Raw genomic sequence first — 17,878 nt, forward strand, 5'->3', positions numbered from 1 at the left:
TCATAAGAAAATATAGGCACTGACTGAATTAGCTAAATGAGCGGAGAAAAACTTACCACCAAATTTGACGAAGAACCGAAAATCTTCGGTTCTTAATCAAATTCCGTGCTACTTATTTATGTTCAATTACCTTATTCATGGCTATTCTGGAGTACTTTAAGATGCATATAGTTTGGATAATTTATTTGTTATTTCTAATATGCCGATATCCCTTTATCCATCGGCCTTTCAATGAGCTTTACTAGCACGGAATTTGATTAAGAACCAAATCTTCTCTAGTAAGCCGCTGGAGACTGTAATTTAAACAGTGTCAGTAACGAATAAAATTAATATCTTTACTAACATAGTTTTTTTTATGAGCAAAGAATTCAATTTTGAAGAGATCAAAAACAAGGCTTTGGAACAGCTTAAGTTTGGTAAATCCTTGTTAGGCAAAGACGGTGCTTTTGCTCCGTTATTGGAAAGCATCCTCAATGCCGCCCTTCAAGGCGAAATGGATGTCCACATGGACGATCATGAACGTTCTCTTGGTAATCGCGTATCCGCTGAGACCATCAGTTCCATCACCGATCGCGTTCTTCCGGAAATTCAGGTCTGGCGCAGCCGGCCTTTAGAAAGTGTGTATGCTATTGTCTGGACGGATGCTATTCATTACAAAGTAATGGATGAAAAGAATCGCCCTGTAACGCGGGCTATTTACAATATCATCGGTATTAACCCTGATGGACATAAAGATTTATTAGGGATGTATATCTCTAAAAGCGAAGGTGCTAACTTTGGGCTCTCTTGTTTGAGCGACATACAATCCCGTGGCGTAAAAGACATTCTTATTGCTTGTACGGATAACCTGACAGGTTTTTCGGATGCCATTAGAAGTGTTTTTCCTGAAACAACTGTCTAGGCTTGTATTGTTCACCAGAACCGCAACTCCATTAAGTATGTGATCAGCAAGAATCAAAAGAAATTCATGAAAGACCTTGAGCTTGTTTATCAGGCTGTAAGCAAGGAACAAGCCGAAATGGAACTGGATAATCTGGAACTTAAATAGGGAGAAGACTATCCTATTGTTATTAAATCCTAGCGGGATAACTGGGACAAGCTATCTGCTTACTTCCAGTATTCAGACGGTATTAGAAAGATGATTTGAAAAGTCTCTATAATCTAGTTTCTGTGATAATAGATATACAAGATCAGAAAATACATATATTCTTTTAGTGGTATGTATTTATTTAATCGTCATAATATAAAATTATAATAAGATTTCATTAATAATTTCTAGTAATATGAAAAAAGTTGTGTTTTTGTGCTTATTTATTGCAGGTACATTTGCGATTTCTTCTTGTACTTCTAATTTGGAACAAGTAGAAACGATAAACCTTGATCGGGAAACGGTATTCGCTGACAGTGCATATACAGCGAGGTTCCTTTCGCAAATTTATACCAACGTGGGCTATGATGTTAAACCAAACCGTTACAAGACTGAGTTTATGGGTTGGGTAACTCAACATGGAGGCTTACAAACTGCGTGTGATGAAGCAGCATACAAAGTTGTTTCTGATGTGACTAATGATGTGATGTTTGCTACCGGGACGATTAATCCGGTAAATGTAAAGGAGGATGATGTGTGGAAGATTGCCTATGTTAATATTCGGCGTGCGAATGTGTTCATGAGATATGTGGATGGCAGTCCGATAACTAAATCTGTAAAGCAGCAGTATAAAGCAGAAGCTCGTTTCTTGAGAGCATGGTATTACGCTATGTTATTACGTCATTATGGTGGAGTTCCTCTAATTGGCGATAATATATATGAGGTGGATGATGATATGAAAACTAGTCGTGATACGTATGCTGATTGTGTAGAATATATTGTTAATGAATGTGAGTTGGCGGCTCGTGATTTGCCTAATAAGTTTCGAGGAATAAATACAGGACGTGCTACTGCCGGTTCATGTAAAGGATTAATTTCGCGCGTTCGTTTGTATGAAGCCAGTAAATTATTCAATGGTAGTGATTTTGGAAAGTCAGCAGGTTTTCCAAAAGAATTGATTGGTCATCTAGAATATAATAAAGAACGTTGGAAAACAGCAGTTGATGCTGCTCTTGATGTGATTAAGATGAATACTTTTTCAATTTACTCCAATCATAAAGATGAAAAAGGTAATTCTGAACCGGGTTGGGGATTTTATGCAATCTTCCATAATAATGACTTTTATAATGTGTCTGATGCTGGAGACGGGATTACTTATCCTGATGGAACATATTGTGAAATGTTATTTGAATATAGACCTACAGCTGCTGGCAAGGAACGTGAAGCTTTGTTTGGGCCTCCAAGCTGTGGAGGGGATGGAAACGGTGGCTATGTTTATCATGATTTAGTAGAGCAATTTCCAATGAAAGATGGAAAAAACATAGATGATCTCACTAGTAAATATACTTATAATCCATTGAAACCAGCTGAGGGGAGGGATCCACGTTTGGCTAATACGGTAGTATGGCATGGATCAAAGTTAAATAGTGCCGGGGACCGGAATCATACTATTTATACGCATGTGGGTGCTGGAAGTACTTCTGATGCTTTTGGGGCGGGCACACCGACAGGATATTATATTCGTAAATTTAGTCATCGTGGGGTAGCTGGTAATCATTGGATTAGTACTTCTCAAGCCTTTGACTTAATTCGCTATTCCGAAATTTTGTTGAACTATGCAGAAGCTGCTAATGAATATTATGGACCGAATCATAAAGAAATTCTGGATGGACATGTTGTAAGCCCTTATGAAGTATTGAGAACGCTTCGGGAGCGCGCTGGAATTGACCCTGGAAGTGACGGGAGATATGGGCTAAAGGAAGGTATAGAAAGTGACTATGAAAAGATGCAAGAAGCTATTCGTTTGGAACGTCGTATTGAATTAGCTTTTGAAGGACATCGTTTCTTCGATGTACGTCGTTGGATGATTGCAGAGACAACAGAGAATCAACAGATGCATGGTTATAAAATTACGAGAAGTACTAATGGTATTGAAAAGGGAGAGAAGGTAAAAGTACGTAAACATACTTTCCGAGAAGCTATGTATTTCTTCCCTATTCCTTATAAAGAGACTGTAAAGAGTGACGATTTGCTTCAAAACCCTTATTATGAATAATCAAAAAAACAGAAATATGAGACTGAATATGCAATTTGCGATTGCGGCATTTCTGGCATTAACTGTGATTATCAGTTCTTGCGACACATTTAAAGATGAAATGACGCCTGGAAGTTATTCGGAGACGGTTAAGTACATAGATGGTAATTGGCAATTAGCTACTGTTTTTCGAAATGGAATAGACATTACAGAGTATATGGATTTTAGTGCTTTTCATATTATATTGAAAAAAGACAATACTTATGAAATAAAAAATTATCTGCCATTCATTGTAAAAAATAAAGGGAAATGGAGTGTAGATGATCCACAGTTTCCATTTCATCTTGTATTTGAAGAAGAAGGGATGAATAAAGAAGTAAAGACTGAAATTGGATTTTCGACAGTGGACGGGAAACGCCGATTGACAATAAAGTTAAGTCCGGGATGTCATACTAACACCTATGTTTATACTTTTAAACAAGTAATAGAATAACGCTTTAATATAACCTTATGAAAACAAATAGTAAACAACAAAATAGAAGTTATGCTTTGGGAGTTCTTCTGTTATTGATGACAATTATAATGGTTGGGTGTGTTTATCTTGACTCCATTAATCTTAATCAAGGTACAGAAGAAGAGCCGATTTATTGGGTGAAGGCAGGAGAAGTTGCTACCTTTACAGTGAAAGGTCATATTGATGCTGCCGGAGGTGAAACGAAGAGATTTTTGGTAGCTATATTGGTTCCTAAAAGTTGGAATGCACGTGAAAATACTACGGTAACTTACATTGCTGATGGGGTGGAAGATGGGGTCACTTCATTACCAATGTCTCCGGTAGATACTAAATTGGTACCAAAGAATGCAACCGTACCTTGGGCAGAGCTATTGATGGCAGAATATGGAGTTAGCACGAATGTGTTGAATGATATGGAGTGGGTAGCTTTTCGTACTGATAAAATATATTCTATCAAACAACATGACAAGGCAAGTTTTACTATTACTTTGAGATGTAAAACTGGTCCTAAAAATTTGCGTTTTAAACCAGCTTTCTTTATCAATTTTGCGGAAGATGATTTTCCGCAAAAGGAGGAATATAAGAAATATAGTCCTGGTGCCCAATGCTTTGAAGTAGTGGAAGGAGATGGCGGAATAACAGATTTTTGTTCTTTCCATTTTAATAGAGTAGAACCACTGGCGGCATTACAAGATGATTATGTGACGTTTTCATTTTTAGGTGATATTTATTCCAATGATCTTGTGAAGGCTGATGCCATTTATATGGAAGCCACGGCATATACAGATAATGGCAATGTTTATTCGGTAGATGAGAGGAGTGAAAAAACATTGATGATTAAGGAAGACCGAGTATTTAGCGAAACCTATAATTTGACTATTTGGCCGGCAGGATTTTTTGGTATTCCTGAGGGAGAAGTTATCACCAGAATTGATTATATATTCACAAATGAAGACGGTACAATTAATATTACCGGTACCGATGATAAAATAGCTGCTCAGGGAGGTGAGATAGAAGGAGAAGAACAACCGTTCAGCTACGAACTTATTTGTGAATAAAGCTGTCAGTATTTATGTTTTTATTAATATTAAATGATAGGAAATTATATGTATAATATAGTAATTAAAAGAAATGACTGGTTTTATTTCGCATTGCTTACGATGTGCATGTTTTTGGGGATATTAACTCCGAATGTATCGGCACAGGAAATGAGTAAGTATGCTGATATTACCGGAAAGGTAGTTGACCAATATGGTAATCCGGTATCGGATGTAACGGTAACGATGAAAAATAGTGATTTTCGAGTAATAACGGGTGTTGATGGTGTTTTTAAATTCCAATTAAAGAAAGGTGATATATTGCGTTTGTCACATCCGGGATTCCTACATAAGGAAGTAAGAGTGAACAAATTGAAGAATACTGAGCGTGTTTTTAAAGTAACATTGGATGAGCAATTTGTTAAAGATAGACAGACTTTCAATGGCCCTTATGAGAAAAAAGATAAAGATAGTTTTTTAGGCTCATCATCTACTGTTTATACAGACAAACTGTCATCTATGATGGGGACTACTATTCTTCCGGCTTTAGCAGGGCGTTTAGCGGGGCTGAATATTACTCAATACAGAGGAGCACGTGTTCATCAGACTTCTGCTAACTCAACAAGTGGTATTATAGGAAATATTCCTGTGTTTGGGGAAGGCTTTTATAGTGACAATACAGAGTTTAATGTTGGTTCGCGTGGTATAGCTCCTGTAGTAGTAATTGATGGAATACAACGGGAACTTTATTCAATAGATCCGGATGCTATTGAGTCAGTTTCCATTCAAAAAGATGCTTTGTCATCCATGTTCTTGGGTATGCGTAGTTCGAGAGGAGCATTGGTAATCACCACTAAGGAACCTATTAAGCAAGGTTTTCAGTTATCCTTTACCGGACGTTTTGGAGTGCAGAGTACTCTTAAAACTCCTAACCCTTTGTCAGCGCATCAATATGCTTATTTGCTGAATGAGGCATTACAGAATGACGGAAAGGAACCGTTTTATACCTACGATGATTTCAATAAGTTCCGTACGCAATCTAGTCCGTATACACATCCTAATGTAAATTGGTTTGATGAAATTTTAAATAAGACGTCTACTACTCAATCTTACAATTTAAATGTGGCTGGGGGTAACAGGTTTGCACAATATTTTGTTAGTGTAGGCTATATGGGTGAAAAGGGATTATTTTCGAATCCGACGGAAAGTGATGCTCATGACACCAATTTGTCTTTTTCTCGTTATATGATTTCTTCAAAAGTGAATATCAATATTACCGATGACTTTACTGCTAAAGTAACTTTGTTGGGTCGCGTGGAAGATGGAAATCAGCCGGGGGTGAACTACAGTAATTTGCTGAATGGAATTTATACTACTCCTAACAATGCTTATCCGGTTAAGAATCCGAATGGGACATGGGGGGGGAATGTGACATTTGATAATAACTTAATGTCACAAGCCATTAATTCCGGTTATATTATGGATACTGCTCGTGATATGGCAGGGGGAATTAATTTAAAATATGATTTTAATAAGTTAGTAAAAGGGTTATCGGCACGTTTGGTTGGAAATATTTCTATTCAAAACCGTTCGTATACGGAGCGTAGTAAACGTGCTCCGGTGTATTCTTATAGTTTGGATAAAGGGGGGAATGAAGCATATACTCAGTACGGAACAAGTGATTCACAGATCAATAAATTTTATTCGGTAACTAGCTATCAGCAAATGTATGGTCAGTTTGCTGTAGATTACAATCGTCATTTTGGACCGCATGGAGTGAAGGCTACTTTAATGGGGGATACTCGTAATACATTAATAAATTATGACTTACCTCAGTTACCTTCCAATATTATAGCAGATGTAGCTTATGACTATGCAAAGAAATATTTTGTTCAAGCAGCTCTAAGTGAAAGCTATTACAATCGTTATGCTCCCGGCAAGCGGTGGGGAACTTTCTATGCGTTTGGTTTAGGGTGGGATATCAGCAACGAAAACTTTATGGAGAGTGCTGATTGGCTTAATCAATTGAAAATACGTGGAGTATTTGGTAAAACGGGCAATGGTATAGATAACTCGGGATATTATATGTATCAGCAAACATTCTCACATATCGGAAATGCCGGTTATCCGTTAGGGACGCAAATGTCATATTTGGGAAATGTGACAACAGAAAATGCTCCTTTGGCTAATCCTTTTTTGACTTGGGAAAAAGCATATAAATGGAATTTGGGAATAGATTTGGCTATGTTTAATAATCGTCTGAAATTTACGGCGGACTATTATAATGATAAATATTTTGATTTATTACAGAATAGAGGTAAAAGCATTGAATTGATTGGACAATCTTATCCGATGGAGAACATAGGAAAAGTACGTCGCTTTGGCGGAGATTTGTCTATTACTTATCAAGATCGTATAAATGATTTTAATTATTATGTATCAGCCAACTGGAGTTGCGAACAAAGTAAACTACTTTATATGGATGAACAAGAAGTTCCGGAGGAGTATCTACGTCAAACAGGGCGTCCTGCAGGAGCTATTTACGGATTGGTAGCTGATGGATTTTTTACAACTAGAGAGGAGATTGAAAGAAGTCCGGTGATTGAAGGCTTCGAAAACATCCAGCCTGGTGATATTAAGTATAAAGATCTGAATGATGATAAAGTAATTAATGAATTTGACCGTACAGTTATTGGAGGTGATAAACCTTATTCTTATTTCGGTATTGATTTAGGATTTGAATGGCGGGGCCTGGAGTTTTCTATGTTTTGGCAAGGTGCTTATAATCGTGATCTTTATTTGCAGGATTGGACTTTATTGGAAGGGTTTCAAACAAATGGTCGTTATTACGGACAAGCGTATGAAAACATGTTAGGACGTTGGACACCGGAAACTGCACAGACTGCAACATTTCCACGATTGACTGCTGGTGGAAACGGATATAATCGAGGTAATGGCTGGAATTCTTCATTTTGGTTACGTTCAGGCAACTTTATCCGTTTGAAGAATATCAGTTTAGGATATAGCTTACCTGATTCATTCTGTAATAACTACTTGGGAGGATTACGCTTGAAAATATTTGTTAATGGGCAGAATCTGTTTACAAAATCTGCATGTGAGCTAGTTGATCCGGAGGTTGGTTTTACTAGTTATCCTTTGCAACGTTGCATTAGTACAGGTATTAATATCAGATTTTAATGAATTACTATATGATACGAAATAAATATTTAACATTTTTAGGAGTGGGGTTATTGTTCATGGCATCGGCTTGTAATGATGGATATGAAAAGGAACCGGTAGAACATTTTACACTGGATTATTTGTTCTCAAGAGCAGATTCGGCAGGGATACAAGCTCGATATTTTCTGAACAATATCTATTATGAACATTTACCTAGTGGATATAATCGTATAAATGGAGATTTTTTGGATGCGGCTTCGGACGACGCTATATCTATTAATAATAACGAACCTGAAATCTATAAATTATTCATGGGACGGTATTCGGCGGTGTCCCGTCTGACAGATATGGAATGGGGAGGATATTATCAAGGAATTCGCAAAGCGAATATTTTGATTAATAATATAGATGTGGTGCCTTTTAATTTGACATATATCAATGCACTGGGAGAAACAAAACCATTGAACTATACGATGAAGGCAGAAGCTCGTTTTTTAAGAGCACATTTTTATTTTGAGCTGGTGAAACGTTATGGAGGTGTGCCTTTGATAGGTGATAATGTATATGTATTGGGAGATGATGTCCAACTTCCGCGAAATACATTTGCTCAATGCATTGATTATATTGTGCGTGAATTGGATGAAATAAAAGATGATCTTCGGTCATTACCGATGGCGGATGCCACAGAATTTGCACATGCTCCTACCAAAGAGGCTTGTTTGGCGATGAAAGCCAGAGTATTGTTGTATGCAGCTAGTCCTTTATTCAATGAGAAACCTTTAGAGGCTGGAAATGAATTGATAGGCTATCCTTCTTATGATAGTGGACGTTGGAACTTAGCTGCTCAGGCTGCTAAAGATTTGATAGATCAATATGGTCCGAAAGGAAAAGGCACATTGAATTTAGCTCAGGATTATCGCAATATTTTTGTGGATTTTTATGGTGGAAATAACCCTGAATTAATATTTTTCCGCCCAGTAGGTAAAAATAAAAATATAGAAACAGCCAATGGGCCTTTAGGATTCTCAGGCAACTCTTTAGGCAATGGAAATACCAATCCGACGCAGAATTTAGTGGAATCATTTTTAATGAAAGATGGTACTAAATATGTTTCAACTTCGGTAGATGATCCGTTTAAGAATCGTGATCCTCGGTTGGATTTTACGATATTACATCATGGTTCTCGCTGGTTGAATACAACTCTTGATACGCAAGTAGGTGGAACACATAACCCTTCGGGAGCGCAATATAGCCGAACATGTTATTATATGGCGAAATTTATGAAAGATTATCAGACGTCAAGTAACTATGAGGACAATATTCATTTGTGGGTAATGTATCGCTATGGTGAAGTGTTGCTAAATTATGCGGAAGCATTGAATGAAGTGGCTTTGGCAGGCGGTACGATTGACAACAAAGAAGTGCTAAATAGTCTTATTCAGTTACGTAAGAGAGCCGGCATCGAGCCTGGAAATGAAAATTATTACGGATTGCCTGCTCCTCAGAATTATGATGCGGCTGAGATGCGTGAAATTATCCGTAACGAAAGAAGAATTGAAATGGCGTTTGAAGAACAGCGTTATTGGGATATTCGCCGTTGGAGAATAGCGGAGGATATTTTCAAAGAACCTTTAAAAGGTTTGAATATTCAGGTTGTTGGCAATAAAACAATCTATAATGAAGTGAATGTGCTTTCTGCTGAATTTGATACGAAGCGTTACTTCTATCCAATTCCGTATTCTGAAGTGATAAAGAATGGAAATATGATTCAAAACCCGAATTGGTAATATGTTATGAAAAGAATATTTTTAATATTATTAAGTATAAACCTGTTTACGTTTGCTTTAGCGCAATCGTTGACAGTAAAAGGAAAAGTCTCTTCCACTGATGGTGAATTGCTTCCCGGAGTAAATGTAAAGGTAAAAAATGCTACAATTGGTACAATTACGGATTTTGACGGTAATTATCAGTTGAAAGTGGATAAAGGAGATATATTGGTATTCACGTATGTCGGTTTTAAGAGGCATGAGTTGAAAGTTGGAAACCAGACATCTTGGAATGTGGAGTTAACTCCCGACCAGACAGACCTTGACGAAGTGGTCGTAGTGGCCTATGGTAAGGCAAAACGTATCACACTGACGGGTGCGGTAAGCGGTATACAGGCACGTGAAATTCGCAATGTGCCAACGAGTAGTTTACAAAATGCTTTGACAGGAAAGTTGCCCGGTTTCTTTAGTCAGCAGTCCTCCGGGCAGCCAGGTAAGGATGCTTCTGATTTTTTTATTCGTGGTGTAAGTTCTTTGAATGCCGATGGCAATAAACCTTTGATTATTGTAGATGACGTACAGTATACATACGAACAATTGTCGCAAATCAATGTAAACGAAATTGAAAGTATTTCAATCTTGAAAGATGCTTCGACAACTGCTATTTATGGTATTAAAGGTGCCAATGGAGTATTGGTTGTGAAAACAAGAAGAGGAAAAGAAGGGAAACCACAAATCAATGTGCGTTTGGAAGGAGGTATACAGACACCGGTCCGTACTCCCGACTTTTTGAACTCATATAATACGGCTATCCTGGTGAATGAAGCTTATGAAAATGATGGTATGCCCAGGTTGTTTTCTAAACAAGATATAATGGCTTTCAGAGATCATACTGATCCTTATGGTCATCCGGATGTAAACTGGTATGATGAGATTTTTAAGAAAAGTGCTTTTCAGGAGAACGTGAATGTGGATATTTCCGGAGGATCTAAAAAACTAAGATATTTTGTTTCTGCCGGCTATTTTACCCAAGATGGTATGGTGAAAGATTTTGGAACAAAGGAAAATGATGTAAATTCCAACTATTTCTATCGCCGTTTTAACTATCGTACTAATATAGATTTTGATGTGACGGATAATTTAAATATGCGTTTGGATGTATCTTCACGTTTTATGAATATTAATGAACCTTGCAATATGAATGCAACGGGTGAAATTTACGATTTTTCCAAAATGCATCCTTATTCTGCTCCGGTACTAAATCCTAATGGTTCTTATGCTTATTTGAGTGATACGGAAGGGTATAAACCCACATTGAATGCCCGTTTGGCAAATGAAGGTTATAAGCGTACTCGTCGTAATGATAATAATATTCTGTATGGGGCCACTTGGAAAATGGATTTTCTGACACAGGGACTTGCTGCTAATTTTCGTTTGGCTTATTCGAGTGTAGATGAAAATTATCGTCAGGTGCATCGTGGAGATTATCCTACCTATCATTATAATTCGTCATCTGATCAATATGAGATCAATCCCAATAAAAAATATGATTATGGAACATATTCAGTGACTAGTGGAACGGAACGGGCGACGAAAGACCTGAATATCCAAGCGTCATTAAATTATGCACGTGTTTTTAATGGAAACCATGATGTGAACGCTATGTTCTTATATAATCGTCAAAGCACGACCAATGAAAAAGATGCGGCAGTTCCTAACAACTTTGAAGGTTATACTTTGACGATGGGATATAAATATAAGAGCAAATATTTGATTGATCTTAATATGGCTTATAATGGAACAGATCGCTTCGGTAAAAATAATCGCTTTGGTTTTTTCCCGGCTATTGGTATCGGTTATGCTATTTCGGAAGAGAATTTCTTTAAAAACGTAGATTGGCTGGAAAAAAATGTTCAACTATTGAAAATAAGAGCTTCTTATGGTTTGGTAGGATCAGATGTAGCGGCAGGCAATCGCTATTTGTACGAGCAAGTGTATAAAGAGAATGGTAATTATCCTTTTGGTGATTATCCAGGTGATACACCGGTGATAAAAGAAGGCGATTTGGGGACTCCTAGTGTAACTTGGGAAAAGGCTAAAAAGCTTGATATCGGTTTGGATATGAATTTATTCAATAAAGTTTCGTTTACTCTTGATTATTTCTTAGATAAACGTTATGATCAATTGGTGACACGTGCCGATGTTCCTTTGATAATAGGTATAGGATATGCTCCGAGTAACGTGGCAAGGACTACTAACCAAGGTTTTGACGGGCAAATTGGTTATCAAGATCGTTTTGGAGAGTTCGATTTTAATACAAGTTTAGTATTCTCTTATGCAAAGAATAAAGTTGATTTTAAGGCTGAGGCTCAACAAAAATATTCTTGGTTAGCGGAAACAGGAAAGCCTTTGAATCAACCGTTTGGATATCAATGGATAGGTTATTATACGCCGGAAGATATCGAATTGATAAATGCTGCCAAAACCGATCCTACAATTAAAGCTCCGGCAGTGCCTTATACGGATATTCCGGTTCAGGCGGGTGACTTGAAGTATGCCGACTTGAATGGTGATGGCTCTATTGATGATTTTGATAAGGGAGCCATTGGTAAACCCAATTTGCCTACTACTACTTTGGGCTGGTCAATCGGAGGATATTGGAAAGGATTCAGTTTTAATGTATTATTTCAAGGTTCATTCGACTATAGTTTTGCAATCAATGGTACTGGTATAGAATCGTTCAAGAGTCAGTTCCAACCTATTCATACCGGACGTTGGACATTGGAACGTTATCAAAATGGAGAAGAAATAACTTTCCCTCGTTTGACGACCAACCCTTCTACAATAAATAGTGCTAGTACTTACATGTCTGATTTCTGGTTGATTAATGCTTGGTATATTCGTTTGAAGACTATTGATTTAGGATATCAACTTCCTAAGAAGGTGTTGCCTAAGTATGTGGATAATATTCGTTTTTATGTGAATGCTTATAACTTGCTGACATTTACAGGTTATGATAAATATCAACAAGATCCTGAAATAAAAACCAATACAGCGGGTGATGCTTATATGAATCAGCGGGTAGTGAATCTTGGTGTACAATTAACATTCTAATTTAATGATTAAACGGACATAAATATGGATAGATATAAAAATAGAAAGATTTTATCACTCCTTTTGTTGTGTGGTATATTAGGAGCTTGTGATAAATTTGAAGCAGTTCCCTTAGAATATAAAAGTACTCCTCAGGAAGAAGCGCAAGAAGCGGTTTTGAATACTATTAAGCCGACATGGGAATTAGAACTGATGGAGACTAACGGTTATGTGATGGCTTTTAAGGATAAAAAGTATGATAAATTATTTACTCGGACTTTAGGTTGGAATGGAGGTGACGGTGTGTTGACGACCCTGTTGCCTGATGGGAATGCATTTTGGTCGTTTAATGATAGTTGGTATGGAGTTGTAGATGGAGAAAACAGGTCGCGTGATGGAAATAAAGTGAATTTTCCACGTAACACTATTATGGTGCAAACTCCTGGTGATGAGGAGGAAAATCTGGTGTGGTTAGCTGATTTTGTTCAAACGACTGATCCTGCTGCCTCTCGCTATTATCAGGCACGCACTCATATACGTCATCCGAAAGCCAGTTTGAGCGAAGAGGAGGTGCAGAAAGGAGAGATTGATCAGGATTGGCTATATTGGGCAGGTGATGCTACTGTATGTAATAATCAGTTACAAGTACTTTGGAATGGAGTAGATAATACAAACCAGCAAGCTTTGATGAGGCATGAGGGGATTTGTCTGGCAACTTACAGTTTGGAGGGAAACCCCGGTGATGATAGTTATATGAAGCTGATTAATGCCGATCATCATTTTAATGATGCTGATATATATGGATATGGCTCTACTTTATGGGAAGATGAAGACGGTCATATTTATTTGTATGGTTCATATAATAATTATGATATGTTGGTGGCCCGTACGGCTAGACATGATCTTACTAGCCCATGGGAATATTATGTAAGTGATGAACAAGGAAATTTTTCTTGGCAGACTACTTATCCTACTGAGCAAGAGGTTAAAAGATCCAGAATTCAGGATACAGATTGCAGTATGCCGTGGGTAATTAAGAAAGGAGATACCTATTATATGTTTGCACAAGCTAAATGGTTTGGACGTGAAATGTATATTTTCCGAAGTGATAAACCGTATGGACCTTTTGTTGATTGCAAAAGACTGTTCGGACTCCCGGATTTGTTAGATAAACTTGGTGAACGCACTTATAAGAATTTATATATGGTAAACTTACATCCTCATTTATCACGCAATGGCGAGTTGGTTTTCTCTACAAATACTGACGCAAAAGATTTTGGAGATAACTTTAATGCAGTTGGTAGTGCGGATTTTTATCGTCCTTACTTCTATCGTGTTTATAATTGGGAGAAGGTTTACGATGAATAATTCTTGCTTGTTCGGATAAGAAAATGAAAGAACCATTTTTCTACAAAAAAAAGAAATGGTTCTTTTTTTGATTATTTAATTCTTAGGATAAAGTGGATCGATTAACGGTAAACAGAGTTTTGTTCGTCATATATTATATAACTAATGAAGAATAGAAATGAAAAAAGTTTTAGTATGTGTTTTATGGTATCTATTGTTTGTTACTAATGTTTGTGCACAAGTAAAATTGTCACCTTTGTTTTCGGATAATATGGTATTGCAACAGAAAACAGAAGCTCCTGTTTGGGGAATGAGTAAGCCTAATAAGAAAATAGAAATTATTACCTCATGGGATCAGAAGACATACACAATTCAGGCTGATGCACAAGGAAAATGGAATATCAAAGTAACTACTCCCGCTGCTGGGGGACCCTATGAAATTACAATTTCTGACGGAAAGAAGGTGAAGCTTTCAAATGTGATGATCGGTGAAGTTTGGATCTGTTCCGGTCAATCCAATATGGAAATGCAGGTAGAAGGATGGGGAAAGGTTCTGAACTATCAACAAGAAAAGATGGAAGCGGAAAATTATCCCAATATCCGTTTTCTATTGGTAGAAAAGGCGATAAGCCCTGTTCCTGGTGATAGACTTAAGGCTACGGAAAATGGCTGGCAGGTTTGTTCGTCAAAAAGTGTGGCAGACTTTTCGGCGGCCGGTTATTTTTTCGGACGTGATTTGCATAAGTATCAGAATGTGCCAATCGGACTGATTGACACATCTTGGGGAGGTACGTATATAGAGACCTGGACGAGTAAAGAAGCGCTGGCAACAATGCCGGATATGCAAAAGAAATTAGAGGTGTTGAATGGGCTTCCGGTAACCAAGGAAGAACGTGAAAAGAAATTTCATTCGGATATAGAAGACTGGAAAAAGAATATTGAGAAGATCGATAAAGGATTTATAAATGGTAAAGCTGTATGGGCGGCTACCGATTTGGAGGATAGCTCTTGGAAAACAATGAAAGTGCCCGGTTTGATGCAAGAACAGGGATTGGCAGGCTTTAATGGTATTGTTTGGTTTAGAAAAACGATAGATATTCCGGCTAACTGGGCTAATAAAGAGCTGACGCTGAATGTGGGAGTAATTGATGACAATGATTTTACTTACTTTAATGGTGTGCAAGTGGGGCATACAGAAGGATGGATGACTCCTAGAAGTTATAAAATTCCGAAAGAATTGGTTAAGAAAGGAAAGGCTGTGATTGCTGTGCGGGTAATGGATACAGGTGGCACGGGTGGTATTAACGGTAGTCCGGGGAGCATTTCTCTTCAGCGTTCTCAAACAGATGATATGCAGTTGGCCGGTAATTGGAAGTATCAGGTTTCTTTGACTATGAAGGATATACCACACATGCCGGTTAATACTGCTAATGAACCGAATGTTCCCGGTTTTCTGTTCAATGCAATGTTGCATCCCCTTATTCCTTATGCCATTAAGGGAGCGATTTGGTATCAAGGAGAAGCCAATACGGGACGGGCATATCAATATCGTGAATTGATGCCATTAATGATAAAAGACTGGCGGGATCGCTGGGGATGTGATTTTCCTTTTTATATGGTGCAGCTAGCTAATTTTACAGCTCAACAAACAGCTCCGGTGGATGCAACTTGGGCAGAACTGCGAGAAGCACAAACAAGAACTTTACATCTTGCAAACACAGGCATGGCTGTAACAATTGATATAGGCGATGCTTTTGATATTCATCCAAAGAACAAACAGGAAGTGGGAAGACGTCTGGCATTAGTTGCACGGGCACAAACCTATGGAGAAAAAATACCATACTCCGGTCCTATGTATGATACTTACCGGATTGAAGGCAATAAGATACGTATTTACTTTAAGCATACAAACGGAGGGCTGAAAACAAAGAATAATGAAGTTCTGAAAGGATTTACCATTTCCGGAGTCGATCGTAAGTTTCATTGGGCTGATGCTGTGATTGATGGGAATTCGGTTGTAGTTTCTTCTCCGGAAGTCTCTTTTCCGATAGCAGTGCGTTATGCGTGGGCGGATAATCCGATCTGTAATTTATATAACGGCGCTAATCTTCCTGCATCGCCTTTCCGTACCGATGATTGGCAGGGAATCACTTATAGTGGTAAATGATAAGGGCTCAAAAACACTATTTTAGAACATTCTCAAAAATTAATATTAATGAATGCAAGAATTATGAAACCAACCGCTTTTTTTGTTCCGCTTTTATTATGTAATAGCTTGTGGGGGTATGGAAAGAATGACAGGGAGTCGAAAATGAATATAGTTTATATTATGACGGATGATCATTCTTATCAAACAATCAGTGCTTATGGCGGACCTTTGGGCAAACTGGCTCCCACACCAAATCTGGATCGTTTGGCAGCCAAGGGAATGCTTTTTCAACGAGCATTTGTGGAAAATTCTCTTTCCACTCCTTCGCGTGCGTGTTTGATGACCGGATTGTATAGTCACCAGAATGGTCAACGGACTCTTTTTGGTAATGTGGATACAACCAAGACTTTTTTCTCGGAGATTTTACAGCAAAATGGTTATCAGACAGCGGTTGTTGGTAAGTGGCATATGCGTTGTGAACCCAAAGGATTTGATTATTATCAAGTCTTGTGGGATCAAGGCGCATATTATCATCCGGAGTTTAAAAGCAAAGATACGAATGGAAAGTATGTTAGGCGTGAGGGCTATGCAACGACATTGACAACCGACTATGCCATTGACTTTTTGGAACATCGTAATACATCCATGCCGTTTTGTCTGCTCGTCCACCACAAAGCGCCTCATCGAAATTGGATGCCGGAACCCAAATATCTCCATCTTTATGAAAATGCCGAATTTCCATATCCGGATACTTTTGATGATGATTATAATACACGTTGTAGGCCTGCCAATGAACAGGAAATGCAGATTGATAAAGACATGACAATTGTCTACGATCTCAAACTAAATCAGTTGAAAGATACTTCACCTTACAATAAAGAATGGAATGTTAAGGGGATGCAGGCGTCTATCAATCGAATGAATGTTGAAGAACGCGGTCAATGGGAAGCGGCTTATGAGAAACGTTATGCGGATTTTATGAAAAAGAAAGCTGCCGGGGCGGATATGAAAAAATGGAAATATCAGGAATATCTCAAAGATTATCTTCGGTGTATTAAATCTATTGACGATGAAGTCGGACGTTTGCTGGAGTATTTGGAAGCACATGATTTGATGGAAAATACGATGATTGTTTATACTTCCGATCAGGGCTTTTATATGGGAGAGCACGGGTGGTTCGATAAGCGTTTTATGTATGAGGAGTCTTTCCGGACACCGCTGATCATATATTATCCTCAGAAAAAAGAAAATAGTAAATGTAATGCTTTAGTTCAAAATATAGATTATGCTCCCACCATTTTGGATGCGGCCGGGATTGAGAAACCTCATTATATGGTTGGCAATTCATTGCTTCCTTTGTTGAGTGGAAAGATACCTGCAAAATGGCGCCGGGATATTTATTATCATTATTACGATTATCCTGCCCAACACAAAGTCCGTCGTCACGACGGGGTCCGTGATAGTCGTTACAAGCTGATCCATTTTTATGGTACAAAGAAAGATCCATTGGATTGCAATGAGTTGTATGACTTGAAGAAGGACCCGAATGAACTGAATAATCTTTATGATGATTTAAAGTATAAAAAAGTACAGCAACGCTTGCAAAAACGGCTGGATGAGTATAGAAGCGCATTAAAGGTGGACGAATACAATGATAAGTGAAAGCTTTA

9 protein-coding genes and 1 pseudogene are annotated in these 17,878 nt (G+C 37.9%); all 10 read left to right on the forward strand.

The window, feature by feature from the left end; genetic code table 11:
• Positions 1–355 precede the first annotated feature (355 nt).
• Positions 356–1,144: pseudogene (locus LPH68_RS03585) on the forward strand (transposase); the annotation flags it as partial.
• A gap of 139 nt (positions 1,145–1,283) precedes the next feature.
• Positions 1,284–3,143 carry a RagB/SusD family nutrient uptake outer membrane protein gene (locus tag LPH68_RS03590; protein WP_049701899.1) on the forward strand — a complete coding sequence of 620 codons (1,860 nt, stop codon included), beginning with the start codon at positions 1,284–1,286 and terminating at the stop codon, positions 3,141–3,143.
• 16 nt (positions 3,144–3,159) lie between these two features.
• Positions 3,160–3,615, forward strand: coding sequence for a DUF5004 domain-containing protein (locus LPH68_RS03595; protein WP_118218977.1), 456 nt, complete (start codon positions 3,160–3,162; stop codon positions 3,613–3,615).
• A 17-nt stretch (positions 3,616–3,632) separates the two neighbouring features.
• Complete coding sequence (locus tag LPH68_RS03600; RefSeq protein WP_118218932.1) at positions 3,633–4,694, forward strand: DUF4961 domain-containing protein; 1,062 nt, start codon at positions 3,633–3,635, stop codon at positions 4,692–4,694.
• A gap of 48 nt (positions 4,695–4,742) precedes the next feature.
• Positions 4,743–7,871: a SusC/RagA family TonB-linked outer membrane protein gene (locus LPH68_RS03605; RefSeq protein WP_118218975.1), complete on the forward strand. Its 3,129-nt coding sequence runs from the start codon at positions 4,743–4,745 to the stop codon at positions 7,869–7,871.
• Between the two features lie 11 nt (positions 7,872–7,882).
• Positions 7,883–9,640 (forward strand): RagB/SusD family nutrient uptake outer membrane protein, encoded by a 1,758-nt coding sequence (locus LPH68_RS03610; protein WP_230296860.1) that lies wholly within the window; start codon positions 7,883–7,885, stop codon positions 9,638–9,640.
• Positions 9,641–9,646: 6 nt separating this feature from the next.
• On the forward strand, positions 9,647–12,733 hold the full coding sequence (locus LPH68_RS03615) for a TonB-dependent receptor (protein ID WP_049701900.1): 3,087 nt from the start codon (positions 9,647–9,649) through the stop codon (positions 12,731–12,733).
• A 24-nt stretch (positions 12,734–12,757) separates the two neighbouring features.
• Positions 12,758–14,080, forward strand: coding sequence for a DUF5005 domain-containing protein (locus LPH68_RS03620; protein WP_118218930.1), 1,323 nt, complete (start codon positions 12,758–12,760; stop codon positions 14,078–14,080).
• 157 nt (positions 14,081–14,237) lie between these two features.
• Positions 14,238–16,226, forward strand: a complete 1,989-nt coding sequence (locus LPH68_RS03625; protein WP_151923413.1) for a sialate O-acetylesterase — start codon at positions 14,238–14,240, stop codon at positions 16,224–16,226.
• A 48-nt stretch (positions 16,227–16,274) separates the two neighbouring features.
• Complete coding sequence (locus LPH68_RS03630) at positions 16,275–17,870, forward strand: sulfatase (RefSeq protein ID WP_369867928.1); 1,596 nt, start codon at positions 16,275–16,277, stop codon at positions 17,868–17,870.
• The last annotated feature ends 8 nt before the right edge of the window (positions 17,871–17,878 follow it).

The organism is Bacteroides sp. 1_1_30, from assembly GCF_020982715.1.
Taxonomy (GTDB): domain Bacteria; phylum Bacteroidota; class Bacteroidia; order Bacteroidales; family Bacteroidaceae; genus Bacteroides; species Bacteroides xylanisolvens.